Below are 15,817 nucleotides of genomic sequence, written 5' to 3' on the forward strand. Positions count from 1 at the left end.
TTGGATAAACTCTGATTTAGTAATTTATTATTAAAAAATCAATATGTGGTATTTCTATGAGTAGCATTTTTATTGCAACAATTTATTGAAGATCTTTGTGATATAAAAAATATGCTAGCTAACTATAATCAAACCATAGTTTTGGTTTTGAACAAGGAGGCATCATATGCTAACGCAAAGGCAAGCGTGTTTAGCTAGGTTGCTAATTAAACAAAATGGATACAAAACTGTAAAGTATTATGCTCAAGAACTCAATATTTCACAACGCACAGTCCATTCTGATTTAGTACAAATTGGTAATAGCTTATTAAAACAAGGTTATGTTTTAGATAAAAAACCAGGCATTGGTATAGCGGTAAAAAAGACTCACAAAGCCAGTTCTGGCTCCAAAGTTAGAACCCTGACCTTATCCAAATTTAATCGACGAAAAAAAATTATTGAACTAATGTTGCTTGAGGGAAAAACCGTTACGTTTGAATATTTGTCAACATTATTTTCCGTCAGCAAGTCTTCCATTGAACACGATCTTAAATTTGTGAAAAAATTGTTAACTTCCAAAAATAGACTACAACTGATAAGTGATGCTGCAGGAACTCGCTTATTCGGTTCCGAAATCGACATTCAAAATGCTTATTTAATCTTCAATTTTTTCATTTATGAAGCCAGCTTGGATATTTTAGATGATGGTAATGCAAAATTAATGACATTAACTCATTATTATGGTGAACAAAATGTTAAAACCTGTTTTCGTGTTTTGTATGCATACGTACGTTTAGATAGCAATTTTATTGCTGAACATTATATATTTAATGTATTGAATATGTTGGTTATTATGGTCTATCGGGCAAAAAATAATCACCACATTGATGAGAATATTACGATAAATGATAATGTTCAATTATTCAAAAATAGTGCAAAAAATTTATTAAAAAAAATATCATCAAGACTCAATTTTTCTTTTAGTGATGGTGATATCAATTATTTATCAAAGTGTCTGCTATCCAATCGAATTGACATATGTGCTTCTAATCAATGTGATATTACACTGGTTGATAAAATTATTTCGAGCGTAGGCGCTTCGCTATACATTGATTTTAGCAAAGATTATAAATTACGTGATTATTTGATACAGCATATTCCGCCGATGCTATATCGATTAAGAGAAGGGATTAAAATTAATAATCCTTTTGCAACACAAGTTAAACATGATTTTTCTGTTTTATTTAATTTAATATGGATTATTGCTAGCGAATGTGAAGATGAATTGGGTATAACATTCAATAGTGATGAAATCGGTTTTTTAACAATTCATTTTCAGGCAGCCATTGAGCGGGTCAAACATGGCAAGAAAATTTTGGTGGTTTGTCAAAATGGTATTGCAACAACTGAACTTTTAGTCAATCGAATTATCAGGGTATTACCATCATTAACTACAATAGAAGTCGCCTCGGTGAGTGAATTAAATAATGAAACACTTGCGAATGTTGATTTAATCATATCTACAATTAATTTATCGCTTGATTGTATTAAAGTCATTGTCGTTTCGCCACTATTAAGCGAACAAGATATCCGGAATATCTGGAATATTTATGGTGAGCAGCTGGTATTAAATGATCATATTCAAGAAGGTGAATTAACCTTTTTTTATCTTAACAATTATCTGAATAAAGATTTTATTTATTTAAATCAAAATTATAACTCAAAAGAAGAGTTGATAAATTGCATTGGTGAAAAATTAATTGCTCAGCAAATCATTCAACCTGAGTTTGTTCAAGGCATGATTAATCGCGAAGCTTTAGGTGGAACTGACTTACCAACTGGAGTGGCTATTCCTCATGGCAATCCTAAATTCGTTAAACAGACCCAAATAATCATGGTTACCAATTTCAAAGCGATTAAGTGGAATGAACATTTAGTCAAGATGATCATTATTGTGTGTATTGCCGAAAAAGACACCAAAAATTTAAAGAAAATCTTAGCTGAGGTGTATTCGTTAGTAAAAAATAAATCTGTTATAAATCAATTATGTGAAATATCAAATAATCAAACTTTTATCCATTATTTAAAAGGTGCTTGAGATGAATATGTCAGCCAACAGAGTAATTCGAAATGATATGATTTTTTTGAACGAAAGAATTAGTTCTAAGGAAAATGCCTTATATTTTCTGACAACGAAAGCTGTACAAGTAAAGATAATTACTCAGCAAGAAGAATTTTTAAGTAAGGTATTAGAACGTGAAGCAATGGTATCAACCGCAGTCGGGTATCAAATTGCAATGCCGCATGGTAAAAGTCAGGCAGTACAACAACCTTTTATCGGGTTTTTACGCACCTTAGAGCCTTTCGTTTGGTCAACACAAGATAATGAAGCAGTCAATATGGTTTTTTTGATCGGCGTACCCGCTGAAAATCAAGGAAACATTCATTTAAAAGTGATATCTCAATTAAGCAAAAAATTATTACACGATTCATTTCGCGAACAATTAGCGCAATTGAATCAGGTCGATGAAATCTATTCACTATTAGCATCGCTTAATAAAAATTTATCCGCAAAATAGGAGTAATTGTCATGAAAATTGTTGCTGTAACCGCATGCCCAACTGGGATCGCTCATACCTATATGTCACAAGAAGCGATTGAACGCGAATGTAAAAAACGTGGTTATCAAGTCAAGGTTGAAACACAAGGGAGTATGGGCATCGAGAACGAATTAACACAATCTGACATTGAAGAAGCTGATGTTGTTATATTGGCCGTAGGTATTGGCATTGATGGTGAAGAACGGTTTGATGAAAAACGGGATAACGGAAAAGTTATCGAAGCCAATCCTAGTTTAGTCATAAAAGATCCGAGTAAATTTATTGATGAAGCAGAAAAATTATAAATCCAAGGAGGCGGTATATGTCAAAAGCTAATCTGATATTAAAAGATATTCAAAAAGCATTTAATACCGGTGTTTCATTTATGTTACCTGCGGTTGTTGTTGGAGGGATTTTTTTAGCTATAGCCCTATCAACCGGGGAGGCCGGTGATTCAGGAATGCAAATAACCAATCAATTTATGAAAAATTTGAACGATCTTGGTGCGATTGGTTTCACTATGATGATTCCGTTGTTATCTGGTTATATTGCCTATTCTTTAGCTGGCAAACCAGGGATTGTACCGGGAATGATACTCGGTTATTTAGCAAACACCCCAGTAGGTAGTGAAGCAATAAAAACCGGATTTTTAGGTGCAATGATATTAGGTGTGGCTGCTGGTTACTTTGTTTGTTGGTGTAAAACGTGGAAGGTTCCCGCAACAATCAGAACCATAATGCCAATTTTGATTATCCCGATTTTCGTTATTTTTGTATTAGGCATGTTCTATATTTATGTGATTGCCTATCCGATTGGTGTTGCAATGAATTGGTTAGTTAGTTTCCTAAGCAGCTTACAAGGTAGTAGTGCCATTTTATTAGGTCTGGTTATTGGTGCTATGACTGCGATTGATATGGGGGGACCAATAAACAAAACAGCAACCGCATTTACTCTTTTTTTAATGGCTGAAGGTGTGTATGGTCCAAATGGCGCACATCGCATTGCCGTTGCTATTCCACCGTTAGCCATGGGGGTATCTGTATTTATTGATAAGAAAAAATATAGTAGCGAAGAACGTGATTTAGGACTTCCTGCTTTCTTTATGGGGTTAATCGGTATTACCGAAGGAGCAATACCTTTTGCAGCTAGAGACATGAAGCGCGTATTACCTGCAATTATGATTGGTAGTGCAATTGGTGGTGCGTTAGGCATGATGAATAATGTTGAAACCTTGGTACCACACGGTGGTTTAATTGTTTTACCAGCCGTAAATGGCAAGCTTTGGTACGCACTTTCAATGTTTATTGGTGTGGCAATATCGGTGTTAATTCTACATTTCACTAAACCAAATATCGATCAAGCTGATAGTAACGTCTAACATTAATTGGAGAAATAAAATGAATAAATTATCCATCAAAAAAGTAGTTCATGGTCTATTAGAATTACAAAATACAGGGGAAAGCGCTGTTATTTTAGGTATTGGTCCTATGTCTAAAAATTGTGTACAAGCTGCGTTGGAGTTATCTAAAGAAGATGATTATCCGATAATGTTTATTGCTAGTCGTAACCAGGTTGATGCCGATGAGTTAGGTGGTGGATATGTCAATAATTGGAACCAGTTTACTTTTGTGCAAGCGGTAAAAGATGTTCAAAGGGCAATTGGCTATGATAATTTATGCTATATCTGTCGTGATCATGGTGGTCCATGGCAACGTGATAAAGAACGAAATGATCATTTGCCCATAGAAGAGGCGATGAAATTAGGTAAAAAATCGTATGTTGCTGACATTGAAGCAGGCTTTGATCTCTTAATGATAGATCCAACAAAAGATCCAATAGAAGTGGGAAAAGTAATCCCTTTAGATACTGTCTTGGAACGCACTGTAGACCTCATTGAATTTTGTGAGCAACAAAGAATTGCCAGAAACCTACCTGAAATTGGTTATGAAGTCGGGACTGAAGAAACCAACGGAGGATTAACCTCAACAGATACTTACGAAAAATTTATTTTGAAACTCAAAGTTGAACTAGGAAAACGTAACTTACCTATGCCAACTTTTATTGTAGGTCAAACTGGCACTTTGACGCGTAAAACAGAGCAAATTGGTAAATTTAACTTTAAAAATGCATATAGCTTAGCAGAGATGGCAAAACAGTACGGTGTAGGGTTAAAAGAACACAATGGTGATTATTTTGATGATGTGACATTATTGGAACATATCCCTTCAAATATTGTTGCATCGAATGTGGCGCCACAATATGGTACACAGGAAACGCGAGCTTATTTGAATTTAGCTAAAGTAGAAAAACGTTTGAAAGAACAAGGTTTAATTGAAAATGTATCTGCAGTAAGGGACGTATTATTAGAACATGCCATTAAGTGTGAACGTTGGCGTAAATGGATGGTGGGTGAGCAGAAAAATTTAACTATTGCCCAAATAACCAATGATTCAACTTTATCTGAAGAAATACTGGATATAGCGGGTCACTATACGTTTAATGAAGATAAAGTTAAGCAAGAAATAGAAAAAATGTATCGTAATTTGAAAAAGAATAATATTGATGGTCAACGATATGTCATTGATTATATCAAAAGACCTATTCGAGATTATGCAGAGTCTTATCATTTAAAAGGCGTCACAACACGAATTAAACGTGTTTTGGCATAAATTATATAAATAAATATCTGTAATAAATTCTAAAAGCTAAATCAACAATAGATTGCTTATTTTTTGAGGATAGGCAAAAGGGGGACTTTTGCCTATTCAAGTGTAAAACACTATTACAGATATCATTCATAGAGTCTAAGTAATGATCAGATATAACTTGTTTTAGTGTATAGCAAAAGTAGCTTACCCCAAAACAATATGAGTGTTATCTGAAATACACCTTTGTCGCTCTTAAATTGTAGGACATGTAATATGAGTCAATTAGATGAGTTTAAACATTTCACAGTTGTGGTAGCCGATACCGGTGATATCGATTCAATTAAACAATTTGCACCGGAAGATGCGACAACTAATCCTTCTCTAATACTAAAAGCTGCACAATTATCACAATACCAATCTTTAATTGATTTGGCAATCGAAACAGCTAAAACTAAAGGTGGTAGTAAACAAGCGCAATTACTTAATGCTAGCGATCAAGTTGCTGTTAATATTGGGGTTGAAATTCTGAAAATTATTCCCGGCCGTATTTCAACCGAAGTCGACGCCCGACTATCTTTCGATAAACAAGGTAGTATTGATAAAGCACATAAAATTATCAAGCTTTACCAAGAAAAGGGTATTGATAAATCACGAATTTTGATCAAAATAGCTGCAACTTGGGAAGGGATTAAAGCAGCAGAATATCTTGAAAAAGAAGGAATAAACTGTAATTTAACGCTTTTGTTTTCATTTGCACAAGCTCGGGCATGTGCTGAAGCAGGGGTGTTTTTGATCTCTCCTTTTGTTGGGCGCATTTATGATTGGTATCAAGCAAAAGAAATAATCGATCCTTATATTGTCGATCAAGATCCCGGTGTTGTTTCTGTTCGTAATATTTATAACTACTATAAACAACATGGTTATAAAACGATTGTCATGGGAGCTAGCTTCCGTAAAATCGAACAAATATTGGCATTAACTGGATGTGATCGTTTAACTATTGCCCCCGATTTTCTAGCAACAATGAAAAAATCGACCGCCTCGGTAAGCTGTAAATTATCTGCCAATCAACCTGTTGTAACTAGGCCAAACTTAATGAGTGAATCAGAGTTTAGATGGCAACATAATTCTGATGCAATGGCTGTTGAAAAGTTAGCTGAAGGTATACGCGTGTTTGCTATTGATCAAGGTAAACTCGAAGCTATGTTAGCTAACCGGCTATAAATTATTTGTATACAAAGCTATCTTGTTGAGATAGCTTTTTAGCTCGTTAAAAATATTATTTGTGGACTTTTGTTATATAAAAAAGCAAATATTACCGCAATTATTTTTACGAACTATCTGATCCTCACAAAAAAACAGAAGTTGCTACCATGATATTAACTAAATGAGTACGTTAAAAGGTTATTTGATTGGAAATGATGTGACAAATTTAATCATAAGAGTGGCTTTAATTATGGATCAAAAATTCTGCTGTTTGCTCTATGAACATAGAGAAGCGGCTTAACCTAGCAGTTGGTTAGCGCATTTTAGTCATTATTTAAATGATAAATTCCATTTTGACAAGCTTGGTTAACACTATAGAAATAGCATAATCTTCATTGTGGCTTTATAATTCATATGACTCATAATAGTAATTTATTATTAACTACACATATGGAATTAAATAATATGGCAATACATGAAATTAAAACAAAAGCATTCCTTTTTGATATGGATGGTACATTAGTTGATTCAAGACCTGTTGTCGAAAATGTACTTAGAAAATTTTCTGAAAAACATAATCTCGAATTACAAAAGGTTATTGATTATGCACATGGTCGGCAATCTATTGATACTGCTACTCATTTTCTAGGTAATAATGATTTTGCTATGCAAGAAGCCAAATTTCTCGAGCGTGAAGAGCTCTTACCGCAATCTTTAAAACTTGTTAAAGCTATGACTGGAGCAAAAGAACTATTAGACTTAATTGACCCTAATGATTGGGTGTTAGTCACTTCAGCAAGTAGAGAAATAGCACTAGAAAGAATGAAAGCGGCCCAATTACCTATTCCTAAAATTACCGTTTGCGCTGAAGATGTCACAAATGGTAAACCTAGTCCCGATGGTTATTTATTAGCAGCAACAAAAATTGATATACCTATTCAACAATGTGTTGTTTTCGAAGATGCTGAAGCAGGCATCCAAGCTGGTATAAATAGCGGTGCACAAGTGTTGGCGGTTAATGGCTTTGTCAATAACGTACCCAATTCAGTATATCTGGTAAATTCACTGGATAAAATTACCATAACGCATGAACAAGATTTTTATAGATTAAGTTTTACAATCTAAATAATCGTAAATGATATTAATGCGTAAGAATGGCCTCATTGAAAGGTGTTTAGAATATATTAAGGTAACTTATTACGCGCTAATCTGATAGTGTTGCATTGTCTATCAATAAAACTAGCCACTAGTTAATTTAGTGGTTAATTTTCTATTTTTTAATATCAATTTTATACATGTAGTGAAAATAAATTCAATCATCGACATAATATTTTTAACAAGAAATTTATTCATCAATGATGATAAATATGATATTTAATTCACAATATTTTATTGTCATAGAGCGTGGGCGAAAATTCAAAATAAAAAAAGACTGCTAAATCAGCTTACGTTAAAAAATTGCTGCGATGTATCATTTTCTTAGTTCTAAAACATAACCCATGCCACGTATTGAGTGAATTAGTTTTCTTTTAAAACCTTGGTCAATTTTATTTCTTAATCTTTTAATTGCCACATCGACTAAGTTAGTTTGATTGTCGAAATTAATGTCCCAAACATGGGAAGTAATAAATGTTCTGGATAGAGGTTCACCGATATGCTGCATCATTAATGCTAATAATGAAAACTCTTTAGCCGTCAGGTGAATCGTTTTATTGCCTCGAACAACATAATGGCGTCGCCAATTTAACTGCAAATCATCAATGACATATATTTCATCCTCTTCAATTCGATGATGCTGATTACGCCTTATAAGGGCTTTTATTCGGGCTAATATTTCTTGAAAAGAAAAAGGTCTGGCAAGATAATCATCCGCACCAGCTTCTAGAGCTCGGATATGCCACTCAACTTGATTTTTATCTGAAAGTAATAGAATAGGGACTTGTTTATGGCTATAACGGATAGTTTGCAACACATCCCAACCGTTCATTTTTGGAAGAAGGATATCTAAAATAATAATATCAAATTGTTTAGTTAATAGCAGTTCGAGACCATCTAATCCATTATGAGCAGAATCAATATGGTTATAGCCTGATTGATTTAACAGACCGATCAGTTTTTCAACTTTATTTGAATTACTAATGATAAGTATATTTATAGACATTAATTAGCTTCTTTAAAGTGATATTTTTACTAAGAATCCATAATTCAATCTTTGCCAAACAACTTAAATTAATTGAAACCGTTTACTCGTTTGATTGGAAAAACATATCGAGTAATCATTTACAAAAACGCGATATTATGTTGAATTATGTAGCAGATTTACTTACCTAAGTATTTAACAAAATAATTTATTAGATAGTGAATTTGACACCTTTTCCATATAAGACTCTCTGATATTTTAATTATTTTTATCGTTAACTAATGACATCATATGCTTTTTCAAATTACTTTTATATGACATATTTATTACAAATTTCGCAATAAATTTACTATTAAATAAAAATTCTAAATAAAATGGCTAGTTAAGCTATCATAATCATGATAAGAAATCATACCTATCCACCAATTTTTTAAGATCTAATATGGCATCACATATATTGAGCTTGGCAGGAAGTTAAAATAATTAAGAAATGATTAAGTTAATTTAAATTCAAAAGCCAATGTTTTATATCTTCCTCTTCTGTTAAACCTAAATGATTTAGCTTATTAATATAGAATTGTTTAACATCAGTCCATTGGTAATAGGGATAGCGAGTCGTCTCAACCGGTAGATGGATTTCTCTTTCGTTCAATAACACTTTAACTAACAGTGGTTGAGTGATATCAGTACTTTGATAGAATATCAATTGTATATTGGCTCCCATCGGGATAATTTGTTCAGCGTGCCAGAAATGTGGATAATTTTCTATAGTATCAGTGATTTGAAAAGTACCTTCTAATTCCATTAGTGTGGCTAAAGGTGAAAGTGTTTCAGCATGAGCAAAACGAAAATTGGCATCGGTATCATTAGAATGAATTGCGTGATCAGACGATCTTATTATTTCAAGAAGTAGCGGTGCGGCAATTTTGATTTGTATACCATTGTTGTCAAAGGCTGGACCGATTTGTAAATAGTTTTTGGCTGTTACTACCGTTGTAAACCACTCTTTTTCTAGTGGAGTAAAATAATTATCAAAGTTAATTTGATTCGAATGAAGTATTTCTGGTGTGAAAGAGAATGTTTCCTGAAAAATATTGAATAATGCTATTACAAAATCGGTACTTGTAATGATAGTTTCATCAGTCATTTTTATTCCATTGTTCAATTTTGAAATAAATGATGGCGTAAAAATGCGGTGAATAATATGTTGACTGAAAAATTTTGTTAAATCTGTTTGTTCAAGTGTATGGATTTGTTGTTTTAGCTGGTGGCTGTTTTTATATTTTGTGTAAGCGGGGGAATAATCAAAAAAACGGAGTAATGTTTGATTATGTTCGGGCTGCTGTTGAATTTCCAGATTAGCATATAATGCTTCAAAGGGGGATAAAAATGCTCGAGCACTATCTATGGTGCGCTGAGAAGTTGTCGACATTGTGGCAATATGGTTGCCATGAAAGATAGTTGGATAATGATGTAACATTCGACTAGCGATTTGTTTGAGATCATCTTTCCCTAGTTCAGTTAATTTGCCATATTGATTGTGGTTTAAGGCAATAATTTTATTTAATTGTGTCAGTAAATCCCTGCCTAGAATCGTTAATTGTTGTTGTTCTGCTAATTGTAAAATTTGTTGTATGATGGTTTCGTATTTAGATTTACTGATATAGCGTGCCCCATGCCGGCCAATGTGATTGATATAAAATGGTTGATAGCCTGGAGGTGCGGCAGTTAATGTCGGTATAGTACTATAGTGATAGCTAGATTTTGAACCAGAAATTGACTGTTCAGCAAAACTAAAAAATGCGCTTAATAAAAGTAAGCTCGCGATATAGTATTTCATCATAATACCATGTCATCATTTAATAATGAATAATATATCATAATAATAACAATACGTTATCCTAAATTTATCCTTTTGAGTCGATATCCGGTTAACCTATTATTTTTTCCACATTAAGCACAACAGCATGATTATTTTCAACTTGCCAACGAATATTAAAATGATATAGCTTGATACCAAACTCTTGTTTCCCCGATTTATTTTTTTTATAGGCGGGTCTAGGATCTTGAGCGATGACCTGAATAATTAAATTGCGTAGTTCAAGCTGATTGACAAGTTCCCGTTCCACTTGTGGACTAAATTCGACCGTCAATCCACAATCTGGTTTCTCTACGGCATAGCTTGCTTGGGCATCGGGGTAGCTATCACTATATGGGATATAAGGTTTTATATCAATGATAGGAGTTTGATCAATCAGATCAACACTACCTAATTTTAAAATGATTTGTTCCTTATGTATAACAATATCATGCAATTCAACCGCCGAAAGACCAATAGGATTTGGTCTAAAAGTTGAGCGGCTTGCAAAAACACCAACGCGTTCATTCCCGCCAAGTCTGGGTGGTCTGACGGTATTATGCCAACCTTGTTGAGCGGTACCAGAGAATATGAAGAGCAACCATAAATGTGAAAACTTTTCTAAACCTCTTATACAATCAGGATGATTAAAAGGCGTAATGAGATGAAGTTCACCTCTGGCTAATGGAACTAAATTGGGTTGTCGGGGTACACCAAACTTTTCTTTATAGGGTGAACGTATGATGCCAATAGTTTTAAGATCAATCATAATGATGTTTGATAGCTTGAAAAATGGAGAAGATAATTAAAGGATTTAATATTGTATCATCCCTTAATTATCATATAGTTTTTTTGTATAAAATAGTAATTACCAACCTTTCACAGCACTACCATTAAACACTTCATTCGCTTTTTGTACCGCAGCATCACTATGTCGTGCATTGATATATTTAACAATGTTTGGATCATCTTTGTTGTCTTCACGAGCAACGATAATATTGACATATGGGGAATCCTTATCTTCTACAAAAATACCATCATGATTAGCAGTTAAATTAATTTGCCCTGCAAATGCGTTATTGATAATCGCAAAATCAACCTGCGCATCATCCAGTGAACGTGGTAATAATGGTGCTTCAATTTCTAGAATGTTTAAATGATAAGGATTGTCAGTAATATCAACAACCGCAGGGAATAATCCTTTATCAGGATTTACTGTGATTAATCCTTGTTTTTGTAACAATAATAACGCTCGACCTAAATTAGTCGGATCATTTGGAATTGCAACGGTTGAATAAGGTTTAATTAAGTAAGATTCACCACGAGGTGAAGTTACAATCATACCCTCTTCGTGATTTACTACGTCTGTAATAGGTTTAAGTTTATGGGTATAAGCGGCAATTGGGTGGACAAATGTTTTACCCACTGAGACTAATTTATAACCTCTTTCCTCAATTTGTTGATCTAAGAAAGGTTGGTGCTGAAAATCATTAATATCAATTTGTTTACTATCTAAAGCTTGATTAGGAATTACATAATCATTAAAAATCACTAATTCCACATCTAAATTATATAATTTTTTAGCTTGTTCTTTAGTGGCTTCGGCAACTTCTTGATCTGGACCAGAAACCACGCCGACTTTTAAAACCGTTGGTTTTATCGAAGCATCAACTGATTTTTTATTATCACATGCCGTGAGTAATACACTGCTAGCAAGGGCTGTTACAATGGCAAGTTTTTTTAATAGCATAATCTATTCCTTTTCTAATGTTAGTGGTGTGTAACGCGTTTAACAATCATATTACCAATAAATTGTATTGTAAAAACGATAAGAATCAATATGATAAGTACAGTATTCATGATTGCAGGTTTATAGCTATACAGACCATAATAGCGTGCTAATTCTCCCAATCCACCCGATCCTATCGCACCAACCATTGCAACATAGCCATTTAATGTAATTAGCGTAATGGTTAAGCTATTGATAATAACTGGCATTGCTTCGGGTAATAACACTTTGCGGATGATTTGCAATGGTGTTGCTCCCATAGAGCGAGCAGCCTCAATCAAACCAGTTTGGATATCTAATAGGGCATTTTCAATCATACGTGCAATAAGCGGCGCAACACCAATACTCAGTGGCACAATAGCCGCTTGTCGACCTAAGAATACTCCTTGACCAGTCATAATAAGCATAATGAAAGTCGTAAATGGAATAATCCAAAACAATAAAATAATAAAGGGAATTGAACGTAATAAATTGGTAAAAAACGACAATAATCCCGAAGCAATTTGGCACTCTAAAATCTGATTTTTGCGCGTGGTATAAAGTAAAATACCTAAAGGGAGACCAATAATTGTGCCCCATAATCCGGATAATACTGTCATATAAATAGTATTATCGGTTTCTTGAGCGATTTTAAAAATCATTTTTTCATTAAAGCCATCAAACTGTGCACAGAGGTTGACAAAGTTTGACCAAAAATCATAACCGGATAAATGACGGATCAAGGTTTCAAATGGTTTAAAAGAGGGAATAAAATCAAACATATCCAAGAACCTCTACAGTAATATTATTGGTTTGTAAAAATTTAATTGCATTTTGTGTATTTTGCGAGTTACCAATCATTTCCGTTAGCATAATGCCAAACTTAATACCACCAGCATAATCCATTTGCGCACTGATAATATTATTATCAATATTAAACTCTTTAGCTGCTTGCGATAAGCATGGCGTATCAACCGATACGCCGGCAAATTTAAGACGTAGTAGAGGATATAAACCATCTTGAGGTATTGGTGATAATTTTTGTAGATAGTCGTCAGGAATATCCAAATGTAAAGTCGATTGAATAAATTGTTGTGTGACTTCATTTTTAGGATGCGAAAAGATTTCACCTACGGTAGATTGTTCAACTAATTCACCTTGACTAATTACGGCCACTTGATCACAGATCTGTTTAACAACATCCATTTCATGAGTAATTAGCAGAATTGTTAAACCTAACTTTTGGTTGATATCTTTTAGTAATTCCAAAATAGAACGAGTAGTTTCGGGATCCAAAGCACTGGTTGCTTCATCACATAATAAAACTTTAGGATCGTTTGCCAAAGCTCTGGCAATCGCTACACGTTGTTTTTGTCCACCAGACAGATTAGCTGGATAAACATTCCATTTATCTTGTAATCCAACTAATTCAAGAAGTTGATTGACCTTAGGTGTGATCTTTTTCTTGGGTAAACCAATAAATTCTAAGGGTAAAGCAATGTTTTCGAAAACCGTTCTTGATGATAACAAGTTAAAGTGTTGAAAAATCATACTAATTTTTCGACGAGTTTGTATTAACATTCTGTTTGATAATGTGGTTATATCTTGATTGTCAACGATCACTTTACCGGAAGTTGGTCGCTCCAGTAAATTAACACATCGAATTAGTGTGCTTTTTCCTGCACCTGATTTACCAATAACGCCAAATATTTGTCCGGCAGGGACATGTAAGTTAATATCTTTTAGCGCATATATTGGTTGTTTATTATGAATAAACGTTTTAGAAATATTTTCGAGTTTGATCATAAAATTCTAAATAATGGATGTTAGTTTCAGAATGTTAAGACGTCTAGACATCTAAGTCAATAACTATTATGCTAATGATCTTGATTAAGATAATTTCCACAATAGAGTAAAAATAATGAAGCCAGCTATTTTTTTGGATCGTGATGGAACAATAAATATTGACTATAATTATGTGCATAAAATTGATGATTTCCATTTTATTGATGGGGTAGTTGATGCATTAAAAGAATTAAAAAACATGGGTTTTTTGTTGGTTATCACGACTAACCAATCAGGTATTGCAAGAAATAAATTTACTGAAGAGCAATTTAATACCTTAACTGAGTGGATGGATTGGTCATTACAAGACCGAGGTGTTGACATTGATGGTGTTTATTATTGCCCACATGATCCTCTGGTTGATGACTGTGAATGCCGAAAACCAAATCCCGGTATGATACAAACAGCAGCGAAAGAGTTAAAAATTGATATTGCCAACTCTTATATGGTCGGTGACCGAGTGTCTGATTTATTGTCGGGGAAAAAGGCCGGAGTTAAAAAAACGGTTTTGGTGAAAACCGGTGATGCCATTACTGAAGAAGCATTAGCGCAAGCTGATTGGGTAATCGATAGCTTGGCTGATTTACCCAATAAAATAAAAGCAGAGTCATAATTTTCTAAAAATACTATCGTTATACGGCATTTAAAATTAATGTCGTATAATTCTCACGATAAGAGGTGATAATATTAACCCCAAAAATAGTGCATTAATAAAGTTCACCACACTTTGACCAAAGGTATGAATAGTATTGGCGAAAAAAAGAGAAAAACAACTTAAAAAAATCAAAAATACTGCCCCCCAATATAGAAAGCTAATTTTATTTGTCTTATCAACCAAGATCGGTAATTTGAGAATAAAGAGGCATATTAAACTCAATCCTATCAAAGTACTTCCATGTTGGAGTAATTGGTAGATAGGAATATCTGTATTTTTTAATGAGAGAGTCTGTTGTAAAAAAGGAAGGTGTTGTACAAAAAAGCCAGTCAAGTGAGTAAAACTATCCCAACCTAAATGAGACAGTGCGCCAATTAATGCAGAAGTTATGACTATAAACCAATGATGGTAGCAATATTCACTCCAATTAAAATTTAAATAATGAGCAAATCGTTTATAAAGAAAATGAGGCAAATTCTTAATCAATTCATTACGAATAATAAAGTGAAAGATAAAAGCAACCGTTAATGTTATTGGTAGGTCAAAATAAAAGATACCTGATAAAGTATGGCTCATATCACTTTTTATTTTCATTCTAAGAAAATATTCAAAGTCAGGTGACATACTACCTATAATTAAGGTTGTCATGGAAAAAAATTTAGGCTTTTTGTAAAAAGGTAAAACAATTGCTGGATGTGCAAAAGTGAAAGGCATAAAAAATCCACTTAAAAAGTTAGACTGAAAAGAAAAGTAACGATTATATAATCAATAGTAAATTAAAGAAAAGTTTGTAAAATTTGTATAGGATTAGTTTATTTTCAATACGGCATGGGTAAAAAAAGCACAAACAGAAATAAAATTTCAATAATCGCTTGCATGATTTATTTTTGCTCTTATAATGCCGACCCACTAACCGATGATGATTCGCAATGATTAAATGTTTCATCAAGGTAAATTGTGAAGTAAAGATTTTTTAGTTTGTTTTAAGAATATAAATAAAATTAAAAAAGTTACTTGACAATAAAGTAAGGTAAGCGTAACATACGCAACCCTTGAGACAGTAAACCTAGAAGGTAAACTGTTAGCTCTTTAAAAAGTAAAAACAGACAATCTGTGTG

General features: G+C 33.3%; 15 protein-coding genes. 8 read left to right on the forward strand and 7 right to left on the reverse strand.

All coding sequences use genetic code 11. From position 1 onward, the window contains the following. The first annotated feature begins 166 nt into the window (after positions 1-166). The 7 genes from JMI89_RS03635 to JMI89_RS03665 all read left to right on the forward strand — a co-directional run bounded on the left by JMI89_RS03635 (position 167) and on the right by JMI89_RS03665 (position 7,558). Positions 167-2,077, forward strand: a complete 1,911-nt coding sequence (locus JMI89_RS03635) for a BglG family transcription antiterminator (RefSeq protein WP_220679366.1) — start codon at positions 167-169, stop codon at positions 2,075-2,077. Position 2,078: 1 nt separating this feature from the next. Further along, positions 2,079-2,558, forward strand: coding sequence for a fructose PTS transporter subunit IIA (locus tag JMI89_RS03640; protein ID WP_220679367.1), 480 nt, complete (start codon positions 2,079-2,081; stop codon positions 2,556-2,558). 11 nt (positions 2,559-2,569) lie between these two features. Next, positions 2,570-2,884 (forward strand): PTS fructose transporter subunit IIB, encoded by a 315-nt coding sequence (locus tag JMI89_RS03645; protein ID WP_187754206.1) that lies wholly within the window; start codon positions 2,570-2,572, stop codon positions 2,882-2,884. Between the two features lie 17 nt (positions 2,885-2,901). Continuing rightward, on the forward strand, positions 2,902-3,957 hold the full coding sequence (locus tag JMI89_RS03650) for a PTS fructose transporter subunit IIC (protein WP_187754207.1): 1,056 nt from the start codon (positions 2,902-2,904) through the stop codon (positions 3,955-3,957). Positions 3,958-3,976: 19 nt separating this feature from the next. Continuing rightward, entirely contained in the window at positions 3,977-5,248 is a 1,272-nt protein-coding gene (locus JMI89_RS03655) for a class II D-tagatose-bisphosphate aldolase non-catalytic subunit (protein ID WP_187754208.1), read from the forward strand. Positions 5,249-5,500: 252 nt separating this feature from the next. Further along, the gene (gene tal / locus JMI89_RS03660; protein ID WP_220679368.1) at positions 5,501-6,451 is read left to right on the forward strand and encodes a transaldolase; all 951 of its coding nucleotides are present in this window, start codon (positions 5,501-5,503) and stop codon (positions 6,449-6,451) included. A gap of 447 nt (positions 6,452-6,898) precedes the next feature. Continuing rightward, on the forward strand, positions 6,899-7,558 hold the full coding sequence (locus JMI89_RS03665; protein ID WP_220679369.1) for an HAD-IA family hydrolase: 660 nt from the start codon (positions 6,899-6,901) through the stop codon (positions 7,556-7,558). Between the two features lie 346 nt (positions 7,559-7,904). Here the strand turns inward: JMI89_RS03665 and JMI89_RS03670 are convergent, their stop codons facing one another. From JMI89_RS03670 to metN, 6 genes are all read right to left on the reverse strand, one after another. Continuing rightward, positions 7,905-8,594: a winged helix-turn-helix domain-containing protein gene (locus tag JMI89_RS03670; protein WP_187754211.1), complete on the reverse strand. Its 690-nt coding sequence runs from the start codon at positions 8,592-8,594 to the stop codon at positions 7,905-7,907. 478 nt (positions 8,595-9,072) lie between these two features. Further along, positions 9,073-10,413: a histidine-type phosphatase gene (locus tag JMI89_RS03675; protein ID WP_220679370.1), complete on the reverse strand. Its 1,341-nt coding sequence runs from the start codon at positions 10,411-10,413 to the stop codon at positions 9,073-9,075. 91 nt (positions 10,414-10,504) lie between these two features. After that, positions 10,505-11,200: a tRNA (N6-threonylcarbamoyladenosine(37)-N6)-methyltransferase TrmO gene (gene tsaA, locus JMI89_RS03680; protein WP_220679371.1), complete on the reverse strand. Its 696-nt coding sequence runs from the start codon at positions 11,198-11,200 to the stop codon at positions 10,505-10,507. Positions 11,201-11,299: 99 nt separating this feature from the next. Next, complete coding sequence (locus JMI89_RS03685) at positions 11,300-12,181, reverse strand: MetQ/NlpA family ABC transporter substrate-binding protein (RefSeq protein WP_187754214.1); 882 nt, start codon at positions 12,179-12,181, stop codon at positions 11,300-11,302. Positions 12,182-12,201: 20 nt separating this feature from the next. After that, positions 12,202-12,861 carry a methionine ABC transporter permease MetI gene (locus tag JMI89_RS03690; RefSeq protein ID WP_187754217.1) on the reverse strand — a complete coding sequence of 220 codons (660 nt, stop codon included), beginning with the start codon at positions 12,859-12,861 and terminating at the stop codon, positions 12,202-12,204. 112 nt (positions 12,862-12,973) lie between these two features. Next, complete coding sequence (gene metN / locus JMI89_RS03695) at positions 12,974-14,005, reverse strand: methionine ABC transporter ATP-binding protein MetN (RefSeq protein ID WP_187754215.1); 1,032 nt, start codon at positions 14,003-14,005, stop codon at positions 12,974-12,976. 115 nt (positions 14,006-14,120) lie between these two features. On the opposite strand from metN, the gene gmhB reads away from it, so the two are divergent. After that, complete coding sequence (gmhB, locus tag JMI89_RS03700; RefSeq protein ID WP_220679373.1) at positions 14,121-14,657, forward strand: D-glycero-beta-D-manno-heptose 1,7-bisphosphate 7-phosphatase; 537 nt, start codon at positions 14,121-14,123, stop codon at positions 14,655-14,657. A gap of 36 nt (positions 14,658-14,693) precedes the next feature. Here the strand turns inward: gmhB and JMI89_RS03705 are convergent, their stop codons facing one another. Beyond that, positions 14,694-15,413, reverse strand: a complete 720-nt coding sequence (locus tag JMI89_RS03705; protein ID WP_255562845.1) for a DUF4184 family protein — start codon at positions 15,411-15,413, stop codon at positions 14,694-14,696. Between the last annotated feature and the right edge of the window lie 404 nt (positions 15,414-15,817).

The organism is Frischella sp. Ac48, assembly GCF_019641635.1.
Classification (GTDB): domain Bacteria; phylum Pseudomonadota; class Gammaproteobacteria; order Enterobacterales; family Orbaceae; genus Frischella; species Frischella japonica.

Bases quoted from the DNA above. Each gene is read 5' to 3' on its own strand.
- JMI89_RS03665 (WP_220679369.1), top strand. From the start codon at position 6,899: ATGGCAATACATGAAATTAAAACAAAAGCATTCCTTTTTGATATGGAT.
- JMI89_RS03705 (WP_255562845.1), bottom strand. From the start codon at position 15,413: ATGCCTTTCACTTTTGCACATCCAGCAATTGTTTTACCTTTTTACAAA.
- JMI89_RS03650 (WP_187754207.1), top strand. From the start codon at position 2,902: ATGTCAAAAGCTAATCTGATATTAAAAGATATTCAAAAAGCATTTAAT.
- JMI89_RS03655 (WP_187754208.1), top strand. From the start codon at position 3,977: ATGAATAAATTATCCATCAAAAAAGTAGTTCATGGTCTATTAGAATTA.
- gmhB (WP_220679373.1), top strand. From the start codon at position 14,121: ATGAAGCCAGCTATTTTTTTGGATCGTGATGGAACAATAAATATTGAC.
- JMI89_RS03640 (WP_220679367.1), top strand. From the start codon at position 2,079: ATGAATATGTCAGCCAACAGAGTAATTCGAAATGATATGATTTTTTTG.
- tsaA (WP_220679371.1), bottom strand. From the start codon at position 11,200: ATGATTGATCTTAAAACTATTGGCATCATACGTTCACCCTATAAAGAA.
- JMI89_RS03635 (WP_220679366.1), top strand. From the start codon at position 167: ATGCTAACGCAAAGGCAAGCGTGTTTAGCTAGGTTGCTAATTAAACAA.
- JMI89_RS03685 (WP_187754214.1), bottom strand. From the start codon at position 12,181: ATGCTATTAAAAAAACTTGCCATTGTAACAGCCCTTGCTAGCAGTGTA.
- JMI89_RS03690 (WP_187754217.1), bottom strand. From the start codon at position 12,861: ATGATTTTTAAAATCGCTCAAGAAACCGATAATACTATTTATATGACA.
- JMI89_RS03670 (WP_187754211.1), bottom strand. From the start codon at position 8,594: ATGTCTATAAATATACTTATCATTAGTAATTCAAATAAAGTTGAAAAA.
- JMI89_RS03645 (WP_187754206.1), top strand. From the start codon at position 2,570: ATGAAAATTGTTGCTGTAACCGCATGCCCAACTGGGATCGCTCATACC.
- JMI89_RS03675 (WP_220679370.1), bottom strand. From the start codon at position 10,413: ATGAAATACTATATCGCGAGCTTACTTTTATTAAGCGCATTTTTTAGT.
- tal (WP_220679368.1), top strand. From the start codon at position 5,501: ATGAGTCAATTAGATGAGTTTAAACATTTCACAGTTGTGGTAGCCGAT.
- metN (WP_187754215.1), bottom strand. From the start codon at position 14,005: ATGATCAAACTCGAAAATATTTCTAAAACGTTTATTCATAATAAACAA.